Here is a 15,525-nt window from a genome sequence, read left to right on the forward strand (position 1 = left end):
CTGGCCCAGCGGAACTGGCGACGGAACCGGTACATCCGCACGGAGGTGGCAACGATGCTTTCGGCGAAGAGTCTCTTCGAGGAGATCCTCGACCACGACGCGTCCTTCCGGCTGTTCTGCTCCATCGCCGCGGGCGGCGAGGCCCAGGGCGGCTGGGAGAACGCCCGGATCGCCGCGCTCGTCCCGGAGAGCCAGCGCGAGCTCGGCCCCAAGATCGCCCGGCACGGCGCGGACGAGGACAAGCACGGCAGGATCTTCCACGCGCTGCTGAAGAAGCGGAACCTGCCGCCCGCGGAGGTCCCGCACGACACCGATTACACGATGCTCCTGGAGGAGAACGGCATCGGGCTCTCGCACGCCCGGCTGCAGAGCGGCACCCCGCTCTCCGAACGCGACATCATCACCTATCTGGCCCACAGCCGCGTCACCGAGCAGCGCGCCTCCGAGCAGATGCGGATGCTGCGCCACTACTTCGGCGACCACCCCGACGTCGGCCGCGCCGTGAAGATGATCTCGAACGACGAGGACAACCACCTCGCCTACTGCCACGAGGAACTGCTGCGCCTCGCCCGCGAGGGCCACGGCCGGCTGATCCAGCGCACGCTGCGCGAGTGCGCGCTCGCCGAGATCGTCGTCTACCGCGACGTCAGCCTCGCCGTCATGGCGCACATGGGCGCACTGCTCGGCTGGCCCCGGCCCAAGTCCGCCGCCCTCGCGGCCGGCATCCGCGCGATGTACGCCTGGGAGCGGCTGGCCGGGTGGCACCGCATGGTCAGCCTGAAGACACCCGAACGGCGCAACGCGCTGGGCGGTGCCCCGGCGCCCGCCCCCGGGTTCGCCTGACCGTCTTCCCGCGCGCCCCCGCCCCGGCGGGGGCGCGCACGCGTCGTTGCGGCGGCGCGTGCGCGGCTCAGAGCCAGCCGCGCCGCTTGAACATCCGGTACAGGAAGAACACCAGCCCGCCCATCAGCGCGATCACCGCCGGATAGGTCCAGACCCAGTGCAGCTCCGGCATGTGGTCGAAGTTCATGCCGTAGATCCCCGCCACCATCGTCGGCACGGCGGCCATCGCGGCCCACGCCGAGATCTTGCGCATGTCGTCGTTCTGCCGCACGCCCATCTGCGCGAGATGGGCGGACAGGATGTCCGACAGCAGCCGGTCGAGTCCCTCCACCTGCTCGGTGGCGCGCGTCAGGTGGTCGCTGACGTCACGGAAGAACGGCTGCGACTCGTCGTGCACGAACGGCACGCCCGCACCGGCCAGCCGGGCCATCGGGGCCGCCAGCGGGTTCGCCGCCCGGCGGAACTCCAGCACCTGCCGCTTGAAGGTGTAGATGCGGCCGGCCGTCGTCTGTGAATTCCCCGAACCCCCGGAGCCGCTCGGCGCGAACACCTCGGTCTCCAGTTCCTCCAGGTCCACCTGCAGCTCGCCCGCCACATCGATGTAATGGTCCACGATCGCGTCGCTCACCGCGTACAGCACCGCCGTCGGGCCCTGCCGCAGCACCTGAGGCTCGGCTTCCAGCCGCCGCCGCACGGCAGCCAGCGGGGCGCCCTCGCCGTGCCGGACGGTCACCACGAACGAGTCGCCTATGAACACCATCAGCTCGTCGGCGCTGACCGTGTCGCTCTCCGGCTCGTACACCACCGGCTTCAGCACGACGAAGAGCGAGTCGTCGTACACCTCCAGCTTCGGGCGCTGGTGGGCGCTGAGGGCGTCCTCCACCGCGAGGGGATGCAGGCCGAACTCCGAGCTGACGAGATCGAACTCCTTCTCCGTCGGCTCGTGCAGCCCGATCCACAGGAACGCCTCCCCGCCCCTGCGCGCCTCGGCGAGCGCGTCGGAGAAGTCCTCGGGGCCGTCGGTCCGGCGCCCGTCCCGGTAAATGGCACAGTCCACGATCACGGCGGGCATTCTTCCCCCCGCCTCGCCCCCTACGCACCTCGGCGCTCGAATTACGCTGGCCCGCATGCCCACGCTGATCCTCGTACGACACGGCCGCTCCACCGCCAACACCTCCGGTGTGCTCGCGGGCCGCACCCCCGGAGTCTCCCTCGACGAACGCGGCGCCGAACAGGCCGCCGCCCTGCCCGGCCGCCTCGCCCGGATCCCCCTCGCCGCCGCCGTCAGCAGCCCGCTGGAACGCTGCCGCCAGACGCTCCAGCCCCTGCTCGACGCCCGCCCGGACCTCCCGCTGCACGTCGAGGACGGCCTCAGCGAGTGCGACTACGGGGACTGGTCGGGCCGCAAACTCGCCGAGCTCTCCGACGAGCCGCTGATGTCCCTCGTCCAGCAGCACCCGTCCGCGGCGGCCTTCCCCGGCGGCGAGTCCATGCGCGCGATGCAGGCCCGCGCGGTCGAAGCCGTCCGGACCTGGAACGCCCGCGTTGCCGACGAGCACGGCGAGGACGCCGCGTACGTCATGTGCTCGCACGGCGACATCATCAAGTCGGTCGTCGCCGACGCTCTCGGCATGCACCTGGACCTGTTCCAGCGCCTGCACGCCGATCCCTGCTCGGTCACCGCTATCCGCTACACCCGGCTGCGCCCCTTCCTGCTGCGGCTCGGCGACACCGGAGACCTCGCGGGGCTGGCGCCCGCCGCGCACGGCGCCGGGGCGGACGCGGCGGCCGACGGCGGATCGGACGCCGCCGTCGGGGGCGGCGCTGGGGCACCGTGATCTCTCCGGGCAGTAGGGTGGACGCGCCGTAGGCACCCTCCGGGCGACCTCCGCAACGGCGCGCCCGGGAGACCGGGCGCCGCCACCGTCCGCCGTCGATCTTCTAGGGAGACAAAACGTGTCCCGTCAGGTGTTCCTCTACGACCCGCCGGACCGGTTCGTGGCCGGCACGGTCGGGCTGCCTGGCCGCCGTACGTTTTTCCTCCAGGCGTCGTCCCAGGGCCGGGTCACCAGCGTGGCCCTGGAGAAGACCCAGGTCTCCGCGCTGGCCGAGCGGATCGACGAACTGCTTGACGAGGTCGTCCGCCGCACCGGGGGCAACTCGCCGGTGCCGGCCGTCGCGCCCACGGACGTGCACGACACCGCCCCCCTCGACACCCCCGTCGAGGAGGAGTTCCGCGTCGGCACCATGGCGCTCGCCTGGGACGGCGACGAACAGCGCATGATCGTCGAGGCCCAGGCGCTGGTCGAGCTCGACGCCGGCTCGGAGGACGACCTCGCGGCGGCCGAGGAGAAGATGCTCCAGGACGACGAGAACGGCCCGCCCATGCTCCGGGTCCGCCTCACGGGGGCCCAGGCACGGGCGTTCGCCAAGCGTGCGCTGGACGTCGTCAACGCCGGCCGCCCGCCCTGCCCGCTGTGCAGCCTGCCGCTCGACCCGGAGGGACACGTATGCCCGCGCCAGAACGGATACCGTCGCGGAGCATGACGGACACCGGCACCGCCGCCGTCCTCGGCGAAGGGCGGCTCACGGTCCTCGGACGCATCGAGGGCGCCTCCAACGCGGTGCTCCACTGCACCGTGGAGCACGAGGGCGTCGAGCTCACCTGCGTCTACAAGCCCGTCGCGGGCGAGCGGCCGCTGTGGGACTTCCCCGACGGCACGCTGGCCGAACGGGAGGTCGCCGCCTACGAGATCTCCGCCGCGACCGGCTGGGACCTCGTGCCGCCGACCGTCCTGCGGGACGGCCCGTACGGCGAGGGCATGTGCCAGCTCTGGATCGACACCGCCGCCGACGCGCCGCCGCTGCTCGCCCTCGTCGAGGGGGAGGAGCCCGGCGACGGCTGGAAGGCGGTCGGACAGGCCGAGGTGGGGGAGGGCAGGACCGCGCTGCTGGTGCACGCGGACGACGCCCGGCTGCGCCGCCTCGCCGTGCTCGACGCCGTGATCAACAACAGCGACCGCAAGGGCGGCCACCTGCTGCCCGCCGCCGACGGATCGCTGTACGGCATCGACCACGGGGTCACCTTCCACACCGACGACAAGCTCCGCACCCTGCTCTGGGGGTGGGCGGGCGAGCCGCTGACCGAGGAGGCCGTGGCGGTCCTGGAGGAGCTCACGGGGGTGCTGAAGGACGGCGGACCGCTCGCCGGCCGGCTGGCCGCGCTGATCACTCCCGCCGAGGTGACCGCGGTGCGCGACCGGGTGGCGGCGCTGCTCGCCGCCCGCCTCCACCCGGTGCCGAGCGGGCAGTGGCCGGCCATCCCCTGGCCGCCGGTCTGAGCCGACCGGCCCGCGGACCGCGCCCGGCGCCGCTGTCAAGAGTGTGTCTCCGGACATGATTGGCCATCCGGTTCGTATCCGGAAGCGTCGTCCGGTTACGCTCATGACATGCATGCCTGGCCCGCTTCTGAGGTCCCCGCCCTGCCTGGCAAGGGCCGCGACCTTCGGATCCACGACACCGCGACCGGCGGACGGATCACCCTTGACCCCGGTCCCGTCGCCCGCATCTACGTCTGCGGCATCACGCCGTACGACGCGACCCACATGGGTCATGCGGCGACCTACAACGCGTTCGACCTCGTTCAGCGCGTGTGGCTCGACACCAAGCGGCAGGTTCACTACGTCCAGAACGTGACCGACGTGGATGATCCGCTGCTGGAGCGGGCCGTACGCGACGGCGAGGACTGGACCGCGCTCGCCGAGCGCGAGACCGCACTCTTCCGGGAGGACATGACCGCCCTGCGCATGCTCCCCCCGCAGCACTACATCGGCGCGGTCGAGGCCATACCCGGCATCGTGCCCCTCGTCGAGCGGCTGCTCGCCGCCGGTGCCGCGTACGAGCTCGAAGGGGACGTGTACTTCTCCGTCGACACCGACCCGCACTTCGGCGGGGTCTCCGGCCTCGACGCCGAGGCGATGCGGATCCTGTCCGCCGAGCGCGGCGGCGACCCGGACCGCGCCGGCAAGAAGAACCCCCTCGACCCCATGCTCTGGATGGCCGCCCGTCCGGGTGAGCCGAGCTGGGACGGCGCCTCCCTCGGCGCCGGACGGCCCGGCTGGCACATCGAGTGCGTCGCCATCGCCCTCGACCACCTCGGGATGGGGTTCGACGTCCAGGGCGGCGGCTCCGACCTCGCCTTCCCGCACCACGAGATGGGCGCCTCGCACGCCCAGGTGCTGACCGGCGAGCACCCGTTCGCCCAGGCGTACGTCCACGCCGGCATGGTCGGGCTGGACGGCGAGAAGATGTCGAAGTCCCGCGGCAACCTGGTCTTCGTCTCCACGCTCCGCCGCGAGGGCGTCGACCCGGCGGCGATCCGGCTGGCCCTGCTCGCCCACCACTACCGCTCCGACTGGGAGTGGACCGACCAGGTGCTCGCCGACGCGGTCGCCCGGCTCGGCCGCTGGCGCGCCGCGGTCTCCCGCCCCGACGGGCCGTCCGCCGACGCGCTCGTCGAGGAGGTTCGCGCCGCGCTCTCCGACGACCTCGACACCGCGACGGCGCTTGCCGCGGTGGACCACTGGGCCGCCCTCCAGAGCGAGAGCGGCGGCACCGACGAGGGTGCGCCCGGCCTGGTGTCGCGCACCGTCGACGCCCTGCTGGGCGTGGCCCTGTGACACCGGAGCCCCGCTGACACCGGCGTCCCGTGTACGACGGCGGCCCCGGACCTCCCTGCGGAGGTCCGGGGCCGTCCCGGTGGGTCTGCGGTCCGGGTCTCTGCCGTCCCGGTGTCCGCGCGGGGTCAGTCGTCCGGGTCGCCGGTCGACTCGTCCGGCTTCTCGTCGTCCTGGTCCTGCCCGGAAGAGGCGTCCCGGCCGCCGCGCGAGCCGCCGGGGTCCTCGCCCGCCTCGGGACGCTGCGGCTTCGGCGGGCGGGTGCGGCCACCTGCCGGATCGCGCAGATACGGTACATCGCCGTCCGTCGCGTGGCCGCCGGGAGCCTGACCGGCGGCGGGGTCGCGGCGCCGCAGATAGCGCTCGAACTCCCGCGCGATGGCCTCGCCCGACGCCTCGGGCAGCTCGGCGGTGTCCCGCGCCTCCTCCAGCGTCTGGACGTACTCCGCGACCTCGCTGTCCTCCGCGGCGAGCTGGTCCACGCCGACCTGCCAGGCGCGGGCGTCCTCGGGCAGCTCGCCGAGCGGGATGCGCAGGCTCAGCAGGTCCTCCAGCCGGTTCAGCAGCGCCAGCGTGGCCTTGGGGTTCGGCGGCTGCGACACGTAGTGCGGCACCGCCGCCCAGAGGCTGACGGTCGGGATGCCGGCGTGGGTGGCCGCCTCCTGGAGGATGCCGACGATGCCGGTCGGCCCCTCGTACCGGGTCTCCTCCAGGTCCATGGTCCGCGCGAGGTCGGGATCGGACGTGACGCCGCTGACCGGCACCGGCCTGGTGTGCGGGGTGTCGCCCAGCAGCGCGCCGAGGATCACCACCATCTCGACGCCGAGTTCATGCGCGAAGCCCAGCAGCTCGTTGCAGAACGAGCGCCAGCGCATGGACGGCTCGATGCCGCGGACCAGGACGAGGTCGCGCGGCGTGTCGCCGCCGACCCGGATCACGGACAGCCGGGTCGTGGGCCACGTGACCTTGCGGACCCCGCCGTCCAGCCACACCGTGGGGCGGTTGACCTGGAAGTCGTAGTAGTCCTCGGCGTCGAGCGCCGCGAACACCTCGCCCTTCCATTCCCGGTCCAGATGTCCGACCGCTGTGGAGGCGGCGTCACCGGCGTCGTTCCAGCCCTCGAACGCGGCCACCATGACCGGGTCGACCAGCTCGGGTACCCCCTCGAGCTCGATCACCCAGGCCTCCTTCCGAAGTTCCCTTGCGTACGCACCAACCTTACGGCGTGGAGCATGCCCAACCGTCAGCGCTTTGCACGGGCGGGTGAAGCCGGACCCATCAGGCGCGACACCGGTCACACGGTGATCCGGTAGCGGTCGAATCCGGGCATCACGGAACAGATTCATCCGAGCTGTGGCGTAAATCTTTGGCCAGTGCGCTGCTCGTGACTGGACTGTCGGGGGTTCGGGAAGCTATACATCGGATGACCGATGAAAGGTCCGATGTTCCACTACCTTGGGGGCCCCATGAGACAGACCATCACGGACGTCGAGGTCCGGGACATCCGCTTCCCCACCTCGGAGGAGCTCGACGGCTCGGACGCCATGAACCCCGACCCCGACTACTCCGCGGCCTACGTCGTCCTGCGTGCCGGTGACGCCGGCGCCGGTGCCGCGGCCGGCGACGAGGGCCACGGCTTCTGCTTCACCATCGGCCGCGGCAACGACGTGATGGCCGCGGCGATCCAGGCGCTCGCGCCGCACGTGGTGGGCCGCCCCGCCCCCCGTACCGCCGCGGATCTCGCCGCCCTGTACCGCGATCTGACGCACGATTCGCAGCTGCGCTGGCTCGGGCCCGAGAAGGGCGTGATGCACATGGCGGCCGGCGCGGTCGTCAACGCCGCCTGGGACATGGCCGCGAAAGCCGCCGGCCTGCCGGTGTGGCAGTTCCTCGCCTCCATGACGCCCGAGGAGATCGTCTCCCTGGTCGACTTCCGCTACCTCACCGACGCGCTGACCCCCGAGGAGGCGCTCGGCATCCTGCGCGCCGCCGAACCCGGCCGCGCCGCGCGCACCGCGGAACTGCTCGAACGGGGCTACCCCGCCTACACCACCTCGCCCGGCTGGCTCGGCTACGACGACGAGAAGCTGGTACGGCTCGCCAAGGAGGCCGTCGAGGACGGCTTCACCCAGATCAAGCTGAAGGTCGGCGCCGACCGCGACGCGGACGTGCACCGCCTGGCGCTGGCCCGTGAGGCCGTCGGCCCGGACATCAGGATCGCCGTCGACGCCAACCAGCGCTGGGACGTCGCCGGGGCCCTGGAGTGGATGAAGACCCTGGCCCCCTTCGACCCGTACTGGATCGAGGAGCCCACCAGTCCCGACGACGTCCTCGCCCACGCCGCCATCCGGGCCGGCCAGCCCGTGAAGGTCGCCACCGGCGAACACGTCGCCAACCGCGTCGTGTTCAAGCAGCTCCTGCAGGCCGGCGCCGTCGACTTCGTCCAGATCGACTCGGCGCGGGTCGCCGGCGTCAACGAGAACCTGGCGATCCTGCTGCTCGCCGCCAAGTTCGACGTGCCCGTCTGCCCGCACGCCGGCGGCGTCGGCCTGTGCGAACTGGTCCAGCACCTCTCCATGTTCGACTTCGTCGCCGTCTCCGGCACCTGGCAGGACCGCGTCATCGAGTACGTGGACCACCTGCACGAGCACTTCGTGGACCCGGCCGTCATCGACCACGGCCGCTACGTCACCCCCCGCGCCCCGGGCTTCTCCGCCCGCATGCACCCCGCGTCGATCGCCGAACACACCTACCCGGAGGGCCCCGTCTGGCAGGCTCGCCGCACCCACGAGGAGGCCGGCCGATGACCGGCACCGCAGACTTCGAAGGACTCTCCGCACTCGTCACCGGCGGCGCGTCCGGCATCGGGGCCGCCGTCGCGACCCACCTGATGGCGCGCGGCGCCCGGGTCGCGGTCCTCGACCGGGAGACCGGGGGAGCGCCCGAAGGCGCCTTCGCCGTCAAGGCCGACGTGACCGACGACGCCGCCGTCAAGAAGGCCGTCGAACGCGCCGCCGCCGAACTGGGCGGACTGACCACCCTGGTATCCAACGCCGGGATCGGCTCCATCGGCACCGTCGAGGACAACGACGACGCCGAGTGGACCCGCGTCCTGGACATCAACGTCCTCGGCATGGTCCGCGCCGCCCGGCACGCGCTGCCGCACCTGCGGACCGCCGCCGCCGAGCGTCCCGGCGCCGTCTCCATCACCCACACCTGCTCCATCGCCGCCACCGCGGGGCTGCCCGCCCGCGCGCTGTACAGCGCCAGCAAGGGCGCCGTGCAGTCGCTGACCCTGGCCATGGCCGCCGACCACGTGCGCGAGGGCATCCGCGTCAACTGCGTCAACCCCGGCACCGCGGACACCCCGTGGATCGGCCGGCTGCTCGGCCAAGCGGACGACCCGGAGGCCGAACGCGCCGCGCTCAACGCCCGCCAGCCGCTCGGCCGGCTGGTCTCCGCCGACGAGGTCGCCGCGGCCGTCGCCTACCTGGCCAGCCCCGCCGCCGGCTCCGTCACCGGCATCGCCCTCGCCGTCGACGGCGGGATGCAGGGGCTGCGCCTGCGCCCCGCCGACAGCTGACGCACCCGGTCGCTGCGGCCGGTGCGGGGAGCCGCGCGGGTCCCGCGCCGCCCGGCCGCCGGGCGACCGGGTGCGGGTCAGCCGCGGCCCGGTGCGGAGGGCTCAGAGCGTCGAGCGCAGCCACTGCTCCACGCTCGCCACGTGCGCCGTCGCCCAGGCGCGGGCCGCGTCCGCGTCCCGGTCGCGCAGCGCCGCCACGATCGCCCGGTGCTCCATCAGGGTCCGGCTCACCGCGTCCCGCTGCGTGAGCCCCCGCCACACCCGCGCCCTGGTCGTCGGGCCGGCCAGGCCGTCCAGCAGGGAGCAGAGCACCATGTTCCCGGAGGCGCCGACGATCCGCCGGTGGAACTCCAGGTCGGAGACGACCAGTTCCTCCACCGAGGGCTCGTCGCCCAGGGCGTCGAGGTGCGCGTCGAGGGCGTCCAGCGACGCCTCGTCGATCAGGCTGGCGGCCATCGCCGTCGCCGCCGGTTCCAGGATGCGGCGGACGGCCAGGAACTCCAGCACCGTGTCGTCGCGGTGGAAGTCGACGACGAAGCTCAGCGCCTCCAGCAGGAGTTGGGGGTCCAGACTGGTCACGTAGGTGCCGTCGCCCTGGCGCACGTCGAGCACCCTGATCAGCGACAGTGCCCGCACCGCCTCGCGCAGCGAGTTGCGCGACAGGCCCAGCTCGCTCGCGAGTTCGCTCTCCTTCGGGAGGCGGTCGCCCGGCCGGAGGGCACCCGAGACGATCATCCCCTTGATCTTCTCGATCGCCTCGTCGGTGACGGCCATGACGGTCCTCCAGGAAGGTGCGGGGTAGAGAGATCCGATGTCTCGTCCCATTATGGGGGACAGAGCTCCCCGGAAGAGCCGCGCGGGCGGAGCGCCCGAAGAATACCCGCAACCGGTCGTCCCGCACCTGCCGAACGTCCCGCTCCTCCCCACCCGTAGTGACGGCTGCTCGCGACGCGGAGTGAATGCGGCGCCGGGCTTCGGATCGTCCGGGGGGAACGCCCCGGTGGGCGGCTCCCCACGGGGAACCGCCCACCGGAAACCGCCCCTCGGGGGCCACGCGCCGCGGCCGGTCAGCGGCGGTCCGCCAGCATGGCCTCGACCCTGCTCCGGATGCCGTCCGTGGCGAGCCCCCGGATGGTGAGCGTGGTGCGGCGGCGCAGCACGTCGTCGGCGGTCTCGGCCCACTCCTGGTCCCGCGCGTACGCGACCTGCGCCCAGATCTCCGGCGCGTCCGGGTGGACGCGCTCGGCCAGCGCGGGGTCCTCGTCGGCCAGCCGCACGATGTCGAAGGCGAGCGAACCGTAGTGCGTCGCGAGGTGGCGTGCGGTGTCCGCGGTCAGCGGGACGTCCGTGCCGCCGCCGGCCAGCAGCCGGTGGGTCACCGCGTCGGGGCTGGCGATGCCGGGCAGCGGCACCTTCTTCGGCAGCCGCGACATCGGCTCCATGTCGTGCTCCAGCGGGTGCCCGGGGAGTGCGGCCAGCTTCTCCATGATCGTGCGGCCGATGTGGCGGAAGGTCGTCCACTTCCCGCCCGCCACCGAGAGCATCCCGCCCGGCCCCTCCGTCACGACCGTCTCGCGCTTCGCCTTCGAGGTGTCGCCCGGTCCGCCGGGCAGCACCCGCAGCCCGGCGAAGGAGTAGGTGATCAGGTCGCGGGAGAGCTGCCGGTCCCGGACGGAGAACGCCGCCTCCTCCAGGATCTGGGCGGTGTCCGCCTCGGTCACCGCCACGTCGGCCGGGTCGCCCTCGTACTCCTCGTCGGTCGTGCCGAGCAGCAGCATGTCCTCCCACGGCAGGGCGAAGGTGATGCGGTACTTGTCGATCGGGGTGGCCAGGGCGGCGTTCCACGGTGCGGTGCGCTTCAGTACCAGGTGCGCGCCCTTGGAGAGCCGCACGGAGGGCGCCGCGGCCGGGTTCTCCAGCCTCCGCAGGTGGTCGACCCACGGGCCGGTGGCGTTGAGCACCAGGCGGGCCGACACGCCGAACTCCGTGCCGTCGGTCCGGTCCTCCAGCTCCGCGCCGGTCACCCGGCCGCGTGTGAACCGCAGGCCGGAGACGGCGGCGTGGTTCAGCACCACGGCGCCGGCCGCGACCGCCGCGCGGACCGTCATCAGCGCCATCCGGGCGTCGTTCATCTGGTCGTCGCCGTAGACGGCGACCGCCTTCAGCCCGTCCGTACGCAGTTCGGGCACGTCGCGCCGGGCCCGCTGCGGGCTGATCACATGGCCGACGCCGTCGCCGAAGGCGGACAGCGCCGAGTAGGCGAAGACGCCCGCGCCCAGCTTGGCGGCCCCGTGCGGGCCGCCCTTGTAGACGGGCAGGTAGAAGGTGAGCGGACTCGCCAGGTGCGGCGCCACGTCCCGGGATACGGCCCGCCGCTCGAAGTGGTTCTCCGCCACCAGCTTCACGGCGCCGGTCTGCAGGTAGCGCAGACCGCCGTGCAGCAGCTTGGAGGAGGCCGAGGAGGTGGCGCCGGCGAAGTCGCCGGCGTCCACCAGGGCCACCCGCAGCCCGGACTGGGCGGCGTGCCAGGCGGTGGAGATGCCGAGGATGCCGCCGCCGACCACCAGGAGGTCGTACGTCTCCCGGGACAGCCGGTCCCTGGTCTCGGCGCGGCCCGGGAGGGAGCCGCCGGCCGGGTGTGCCCCGTGCACGGGGGCGGTCTGCGGGGTGGTCATGTCGCTTACCCTTCGGCAGTGTTCTCGTCGACCCAGCTCATGGACCGCTGTACGGCCTTGAGCCAGTTCTTGTACTCGCGCTCACGCGTGGCCGCGTCCATGCGGGGTGTCCACTCCGCGGCCCGGCGCCAGTTGGCGCGCAGCGTGTCGGTGTCCGGCCAGAAGCCGACCGCCAGGCCGGCGGCGTAGGCCGCGCCGAGGCAGGTGGTCTCGGCGACCATGGGGCGCACCACGGGGGCGTCCAGGAAGTCCGTGAGCATCTGCATCAGCAGGTTGTTGGAGGTCATCCCGCCGTCGACCTTGAGCGTGGTCAGTTCGACCCCGGAGTCCTTGGTCATGGCGTCGCTGATCTCGCGGGTCTGCCAGGCGGTCGCCTCCAGGACGGCCCGCGCGATGTGCGCCTTGGTGACGTAGCGGGTGAGCCCGGCGATGATGCCGCGGGCGTCGGGACGCCAGTACGGGGCGAAGAGGCCGGAGAACGCGGGCACGAAGTAGGCGCCGCCGTTGTCGTCCACGGACGAGGCGAGCGTCTCGACCTCGGCGGCCGACTTGATCAGCCCCATCTGGTCGCGCATCCACTGGACGAGCGAGCCGGTGACCGCGATGGACCCTTCCAGCGCGTACACCGTCGGCTGGTCGCCGATCCGGTAGCCGACCGTCGTCAGCAGCCCGTTGTACGAGTTCACCGGCCGGTTGCCGGTGTTCATCAGCATGAAGGTGCCGGTGCCGTAGGTGGACTTCGCCTCGCCCTCGGAGAAGCAGGTCTGGCCGAACAGCGCCGCCTGCTGGTCACCGAGCGCCGAGGCGACCGGCACGCCGGCCAGCACCCCGCTGCTCGCGGTGCCGTAGACCTCGGCCGAGGACCGGATCTCGGGCAGCACGGCCGCCGGGATGTCCATGGAGCGCACGATCCCCTGGTCCCACTGCATGTCGTGCAGGTTCATCAACAGGGTGCGCGAGGCGTTGGTGACGTCGGTGACGTGGACGCCGCCCTCGGTGCCGCCGGTCAGGTTCCAGATGACCCAGGAGTCCATGGTGCCGAAGAGGATGTCGCCCCGCTCGGCGCGCTCGCGGAGCCCGTCGACGTGGTCGAGCAGCCAGCGGATCTTGGGACCGGCGAAGTAGGAGGCGAGCGGCAGACCGGTCTGGCGGCGGAAGCGGTCCTGTCCGACGTTGCGGCCGAGCTCCTTGCAGAGCGCGTCGGTGCGGGTGTCCTGCCAGACGATGGCGTTGTGCACCGGCTCGCCGGTGTGCTTGTCCCACAGCAGGGTGGTCTCGCGCTGATTGGTGATGCCGATCGCCTTGACGTCCTCGGCGGTGATGCCGGCCTTCACGACGGCGGCGGCCACCACCTCCTGCACGTTCTCCCAGATCTCGGTGGCGTCGTGCTCGACCCAGCCGGGCTTGGGGAAGATCTGCTCGTGCTCCTTCTGGTCGACGGAGACGATGCGTCCGTCCTTGTCGAAGACGATGCACCGGGTCGAGGTGGTGCCCTGGTCGATGGCCGCGATGAACGGTCCGGCGGTGTGCGCGTCGGTCACGGTGTGCTCCGGGGGTCGGGGGTGGCGGGTGCGGGGGCGGCTCGGGACCGGCGGTCAGGCGAAGGCGACGTTGTAGAGGCCGCCGGCGGCGAGGCCGCCGATCAGCGGTCCCACGACGGGTACCCACGCGTACCCCCAGTCCGAACCGCCCTTGTTCGGCAGCGGCAGCAGCGCGTGCACGATGCGCGGACCGAGGTCGCGGACCGGGTTGATGGCGTACCCGGTGGGCCCGCCCAGGGAGAGGCCGATGCCGACCACGACCAGGGCGGTGATCAGGGCGCCGAGGGTGCCGAGACCGTTGCCGTCGTCGTTGAGCCCCTGCGTCAGGATCGCCAGCACCAGCACCACGGTGGCGATGATCTCGGTGGCGACGTTCTGTGCGAAGTTGCGGATCTCGGGGCCCGTGGAGAAGACGCCGAGCACCGGTCCGGCCTTCGGGGCGCCCTGGGGATCGACCATCCCCTCGTCCTCGTCGGCCCCGGCCGCCGCCGCGGCGACGATCTCCGGGTCGGTGAGGTGGGCGCGGAACTGGCCGTAGTAGGTGACCCAGGTCAGTACGGCCCCGATCATGGCTCCCAGCAGCTGGGAGCCGATGTAGAGCGGTACGTCGCTCCACGGGGTGCCACCCGTCGCCGCGAGGCCGAGGGTGACCGCCGGGTTGAGATGGGCTCCCGACACGCCGCCGGCGAGGTAGGCGCCGGTGAGGACCGCGAAGCCCCACCCGAAGGTGATGGCGACCCATCCGGCCCCCTCGGCCTTGGACTTCTTGAGCGTGACGGCGGCGCAGACGCCCGCGCCGAGCAGGATGAGTACGGCGGTACCGATCGTCTCGCCGATGAAGATGTCGGAGCTGGACACGTGACTCCTTCGTCCTTCGTCCAGGGGAAACGCCCCACCGGTCGTCCCCGGTGGCGCGCGCCCCCGGGGCGGACCACCACTCGTGTGGGTGTGCCGCCCGCAGGGGCTGGACCGGCCCTGGCACTGGCACATACTAACGCGTATTGCCGAGAGCCGTTCGGCAATGCCGACCGATCGACGGCAATGTTTCCCTTGAGTGACCACGGAGTCAAGGGGTGCGGCCCCGACCCGATGCCCTCAGACTGACCCGGCGTCCCGGGTTCGGCATCCGGGCGGCGGGCGCAAGGGCTCGCGGGACGGCCGCGCCGGCCGTCCGGACGCCCGGTTGTGCGGACCCGGCGGCGCGCGGACCAGCGGCAGCGGCCGACCGCGACGCCGACGGGCCCGGTGCACGCCGAAGGGCCCTGCGGAGCGCGTGGTACGCGCTCCGCAGGGCCCTTCTGCCTCGCACCGTCCCCCGGTGCCGCCCCGCCCGCGGGGCCCGCCCCGTCCTCAGAACCGCCCCGCGCCCAGGTCCCGCGAGACCGCCCGCGCGCAGTCCCGTACCGCCGCGACCAACTCCGTGCGCAGCTCGCCGCCCGGCGCCAGCCGCTCCACGGCGCCGGTGACCGCCACCGCGCCCACCGGCATCCTGCGCCCGTCGTGCACCGGGGCGGCCACCGCGGCCACCCCCTCCCAGGTCTCCTCCACGTCGCACGCCCAGCCGCGCGCCCGGGTCAGGTCGAGGATCTCCTCGAAACCCGCCGCGTCCGTCGTGGTGCGGGCGGTGAAGGCCCGCCGCTCGGACTCCACCGCCTCCGTGTGCGCGACCGGGTCGTACGCCGTGATCACCTTGCCCAGCGCCGTGGAGTGCAGCGGCTGCATCGCGCCGACCTCCAGCACCTGCCGGCTGTCGTCGGGGCGGAAGACGTGGTGCACGATGAGCACCCCGTGCTGGTGCAGCACACCCAGGTGCACGCTCTCGCCGCTCGACCGGGCCAGGTCGTCCGTCCACACCAGCGCGCGGGCCCGCAGCTCGTGGACGTCCAGGTAGCTGTTGCCCAGCCGCAACAGCTCGGCGCCGAGCTGGTACCGGCCGGACGCCGGATCCTGCTCGACGAACCCCTCGTGCTGGAGGGTGCGGAGGATGCCGTGCGCGGTGCCCTTGGCCAGCCCCACCGACGAGGCGATGTCGGACAGCCCCAGCCGGCGCTCGCCGCCCGCCAGCAGGCGGAGCATCGCCGCGGCCCGCTCCAGCGACTGGATGTTCTTGGCCATCGCGCCGTATTCCTCCACTCGGTTCGACCATGCAGAACACTATCGGCCGTTGCCGACAGCTGCTCGTGCATGCCGGGAACACGCCGTACGGC

The 15,525-nt window shown here is 72.7% G+C and carries 14 protein-coding genes; 7 read left to right on the plus strand and 7 right to left on the minus strand.

The annotated features are described in order from the left end of the window. Nucleotides 1-54: 54 nt before the first annotated feature. Entirely contained in the window at nt 55-843 is a 789-nt protein-coding gene (locus Q0994_RS21960; protein ID WP_299537649.1) for a ferritin-like domain-containing protein, read from the plus strand. 67 nt (nt 844-910) lie between these two features. On the opposite strand, the gene corA is transcribed toward Q0994_RS21960, so the two are convergent. After that, nucleotides 911-1,915, minus strand: a complete 1,005-nt coding sequence (gene corA, locus Q0994_RS21965; protein WP_299537650.1) for a magnesium/cobalt transporter CorA — start codon at nt 1,913-1,915, stop codon at nt 911-913. A 55-nt stretch (nt 1,916-1,970) separates the two neighbouring features. Between corA and Q0994_RS21970 the strand changes: the two genes are divergently transcribed. The 4 genes from Q0994_RS21970 to mshC all read left to right on the plus strand — a co-directional run bounded on the left by Q0994_RS21970 (nt 1,971) and on the right by mshC (nt 5,522). Continuing rightward, nucleotides 1,971-2,681, plus strand: coding sequence for a histidine phosphatase family protein (locus Q0994_RS21970; protein WP_299537651.1), 711 nt, complete (start codon nt 1,971-1,973; stop codon nt 2,679-2,681). Between the two features lie 118 nt (nt 2,682-2,799). Next, nucleotides 2,800-3,390: a DUF3090 domain-containing protein gene (locus Q0994_RS21975; protein WP_299537652.1), complete on the plus strand. Its 591-nt coding sequence runs from the start codon at nt 2,800-2,802 to the stop codon at nt 3,388-3,390. Beyond that, the gene (locus tag Q0994_RS21980; RefSeq protein ID WP_299537653.1) at nt 3,354-4,184 is read left to right on the plus strand and encodes an SCO1664 family protein; all 831 of its coding nucleotides are present in this window, start codon (nt 3,354-3,356) and stop codon (nt 4,182-4,184) included. Before Q0994_RS21975 ends, Q0994_RS21980 begins: the two co-directional genes overlap by 37 nt. Nucleotides 4,185-4,292: 108 nt before the next feature. Next, nucleotides 4,293-5,522 carry a cysteine--1-D-myo-inosityl 2-amino-2-deoxy-alpha-D-glucopyranoside ligase gene (mshC, locus tag Q0994_RS21985; RefSeq protein ID WP_299537654.1) on the plus strand — a complete coding sequence of 410 codons (1,230 nt, stop codon included), beginning with the start codon at nt 4,293-4,295 and terminating at the stop codon, nt 5,520-5,522. Nucleotides 5,523-5,647: 125 nt separating this feature from the next. Here the strand turns inward: mshC and Q0994_RS21990 are convergent, their stop codons facing one another. Then, nucleotides 5,648-6,697 carry a PAC2 family protein gene (locus tag Q0994_RS21990; protein WP_299537656.1) on the minus strand — a complete coding sequence of 350 codons (1,050 nt, stop codon included), beginning with the start codon at nt 6,695-6,697 and terminating at the stop codon, nt 5,648-5,650. 288 nt (nt 6,698-6,985) lie between these two features. Between Q0994_RS21990 and Q0994_RS21995 the strand changes: the two genes are divergently transcribed. Both Q0994_RS21995 and Q0994_RS22000 read left to right on the plus strand, forming a co-directional pair. Continuing rightward, the gene (locus Q0994_RS21995; protein ID WP_299537657.1) at nt 6,986-8,326 is read left to right on the plus strand and encodes an enolase C-terminal domain-like protein; all 1,341 of its coding nucleotides are present in this window, start codon (nt 6,986-6,988) and stop codon (nt 8,324-8,326) included. Then, entirely contained in the window at nt 8,323-9,102 is a 780-nt protein-coding gene (locus Q0994_RS22000) for an SDR family NAD(P)-dependent oxidoreductase (RefSeq protein ID WP_299537658.1), read from the plus strand. The genes Q0994_RS21995 and Q0994_RS22000 overlap by 4 nt, the downstream gene beginning before the upstream one ends. A gap of 102 nt (nt 9,103-9,204) precedes the next feature. On the opposite strand, the gene Q0994_RS22005 is transcribed toward Q0994_RS22000, so the two are convergent. The 5 genes from Q0994_RS22005 to Q0994_RS22025 form a co-directional block, all read right to left on the minus strand. Continuing rightward, entirely contained in the window at nt 9,205-9,876 is a 672-nt protein-coding gene (locus Q0994_RS22005; protein WP_299537659.1) for a FadR/GntR family transcriptional regulator, read from the minus strand. Between the two features lie 293 nt (nt 9,877-10,169). After that, nucleotides 10,170-11,777 (minus strand): glycerol-3-phosphate dehydrogenase/oxidase, encoded by a 1,608-nt coding sequence (locus Q0994_RS22010; protein ID WP_299537660.1) that lies wholly within the window; start codon nt 11,775-11,777, stop codon nt 10,170-10,172. A gap of 5 nt (nt 11,778-11,782) precedes the next feature. Continuing rightward, nucleotides 11,783-13,318: a glycerol kinase GlpK gene (gene glpK / locus Q0994_RS22015; RefSeq protein WP_299537662.1), complete on the minus strand. Its 1,536-nt coding sequence runs from the start codon at nt 13,316-13,318 to the stop codon at nt 11,783-11,785. Between the two features lie 54 nt (nt 13,319-13,372). Then, nucleotides 13,373-14,176, minus strand: coding sequence for an MIP/aquaporin family protein (locus tag Q0994_RS22020; RefSeq protein ID WP_299537663.1), 804 nt, complete (start codon nt 14,174-14,176; stop codon nt 13,373-13,375). A gap of 492 nt (nt 14,177-14,668) precedes the next feature. After that, nucleotides 14,669-15,433 carry an IclR family transcriptional regulator gene (locus Q0994_RS22025; protein WP_299537664.1) on the minus strand — a complete coding sequence of 255 codons (765 nt, stop codon included), beginning with the start codon at nt 15,431-15,433 and terminating at the stop codon, nt 14,669-14,671. Nucleotides 15,434-15,525: the final 92 nt, after the last annotated feature.

The organism is uncultured Streptomyces sp. (genome assembly GCF_947488945.1).
Taxonomy (GTDB): domain Bacteria; phylum Actinomycetota; class Actinomycetes; order Streptomycetales; family Streptomycetaceae; genus Streptomyces.

Coding starts and splice junctions, on each gene's coding strand:
- Q0994_RS22000 (WP_299537658.1), top strand. CDS start 8,323: ATGACCGGCACCGCAGACTTCGAAGGACTCTCCGCACTCGTCACCGGC.
- corA (WP_299537650.1), bottom strand. CDS start 1,915: ATGCCCGCCGTGATCGTGGACTGTGCCATTTACCGGGACGGGCGCCGG.
- Q0994_RS21995 (WP_299537657.1), top strand. CDS start 6,986: ATGAGACAGACCATCACGGACGTCGAGGTCCGGGACATCCGCTTCCCC.
- Q0994_RS21970 (WP_299537651.1), top strand. CDS start 1,971: ATGCCCACGCTGATCCTCGTACGACACGGCCGCTCCACCGCCAACACC.
- mshC (WP_299537654.1), top strand. CDS start 4,293: ATGCATGCCTGGCCCGCTTCTGAGGTCCCCGCCCTGCCTGGCAAGGGC.
- Q0994_RS21980 (WP_299537653.1), top strand. CDS start 3,354: ATGCCCGCGCCAGAACGGATACCGTCGCGGAGCATGACGGACACCGGC.
- Q0994_RS21960 (WP_299537649.1), top strand. CDS start 55: ATGCTTTCGGCGAAGAGTCTCTTCGAGGAGATCCTCGACCACGACGCG.
- Q0994_RS22010 (WP_299537660.1), bottom strand. CDS start 11,777: ATGACCACCCCGCAGACCGCCCCCGTGCACGGGGCACACCCGGCCGGC.
- Q0994_RS22025 (WP_299537664.1), bottom strand. CDS start 15,433: ATGGCCAAGAACATCCAGTCGCTGGAGCGGGCCGCGGCGATGCTCCGC.
- Q0994_RS22005 (WP_299537659.1), bottom strand. CDS start 9,876: ATGGCCGTCACCGACGAGGCGATCGAGAAGATCAAGGGGATGATCGTC.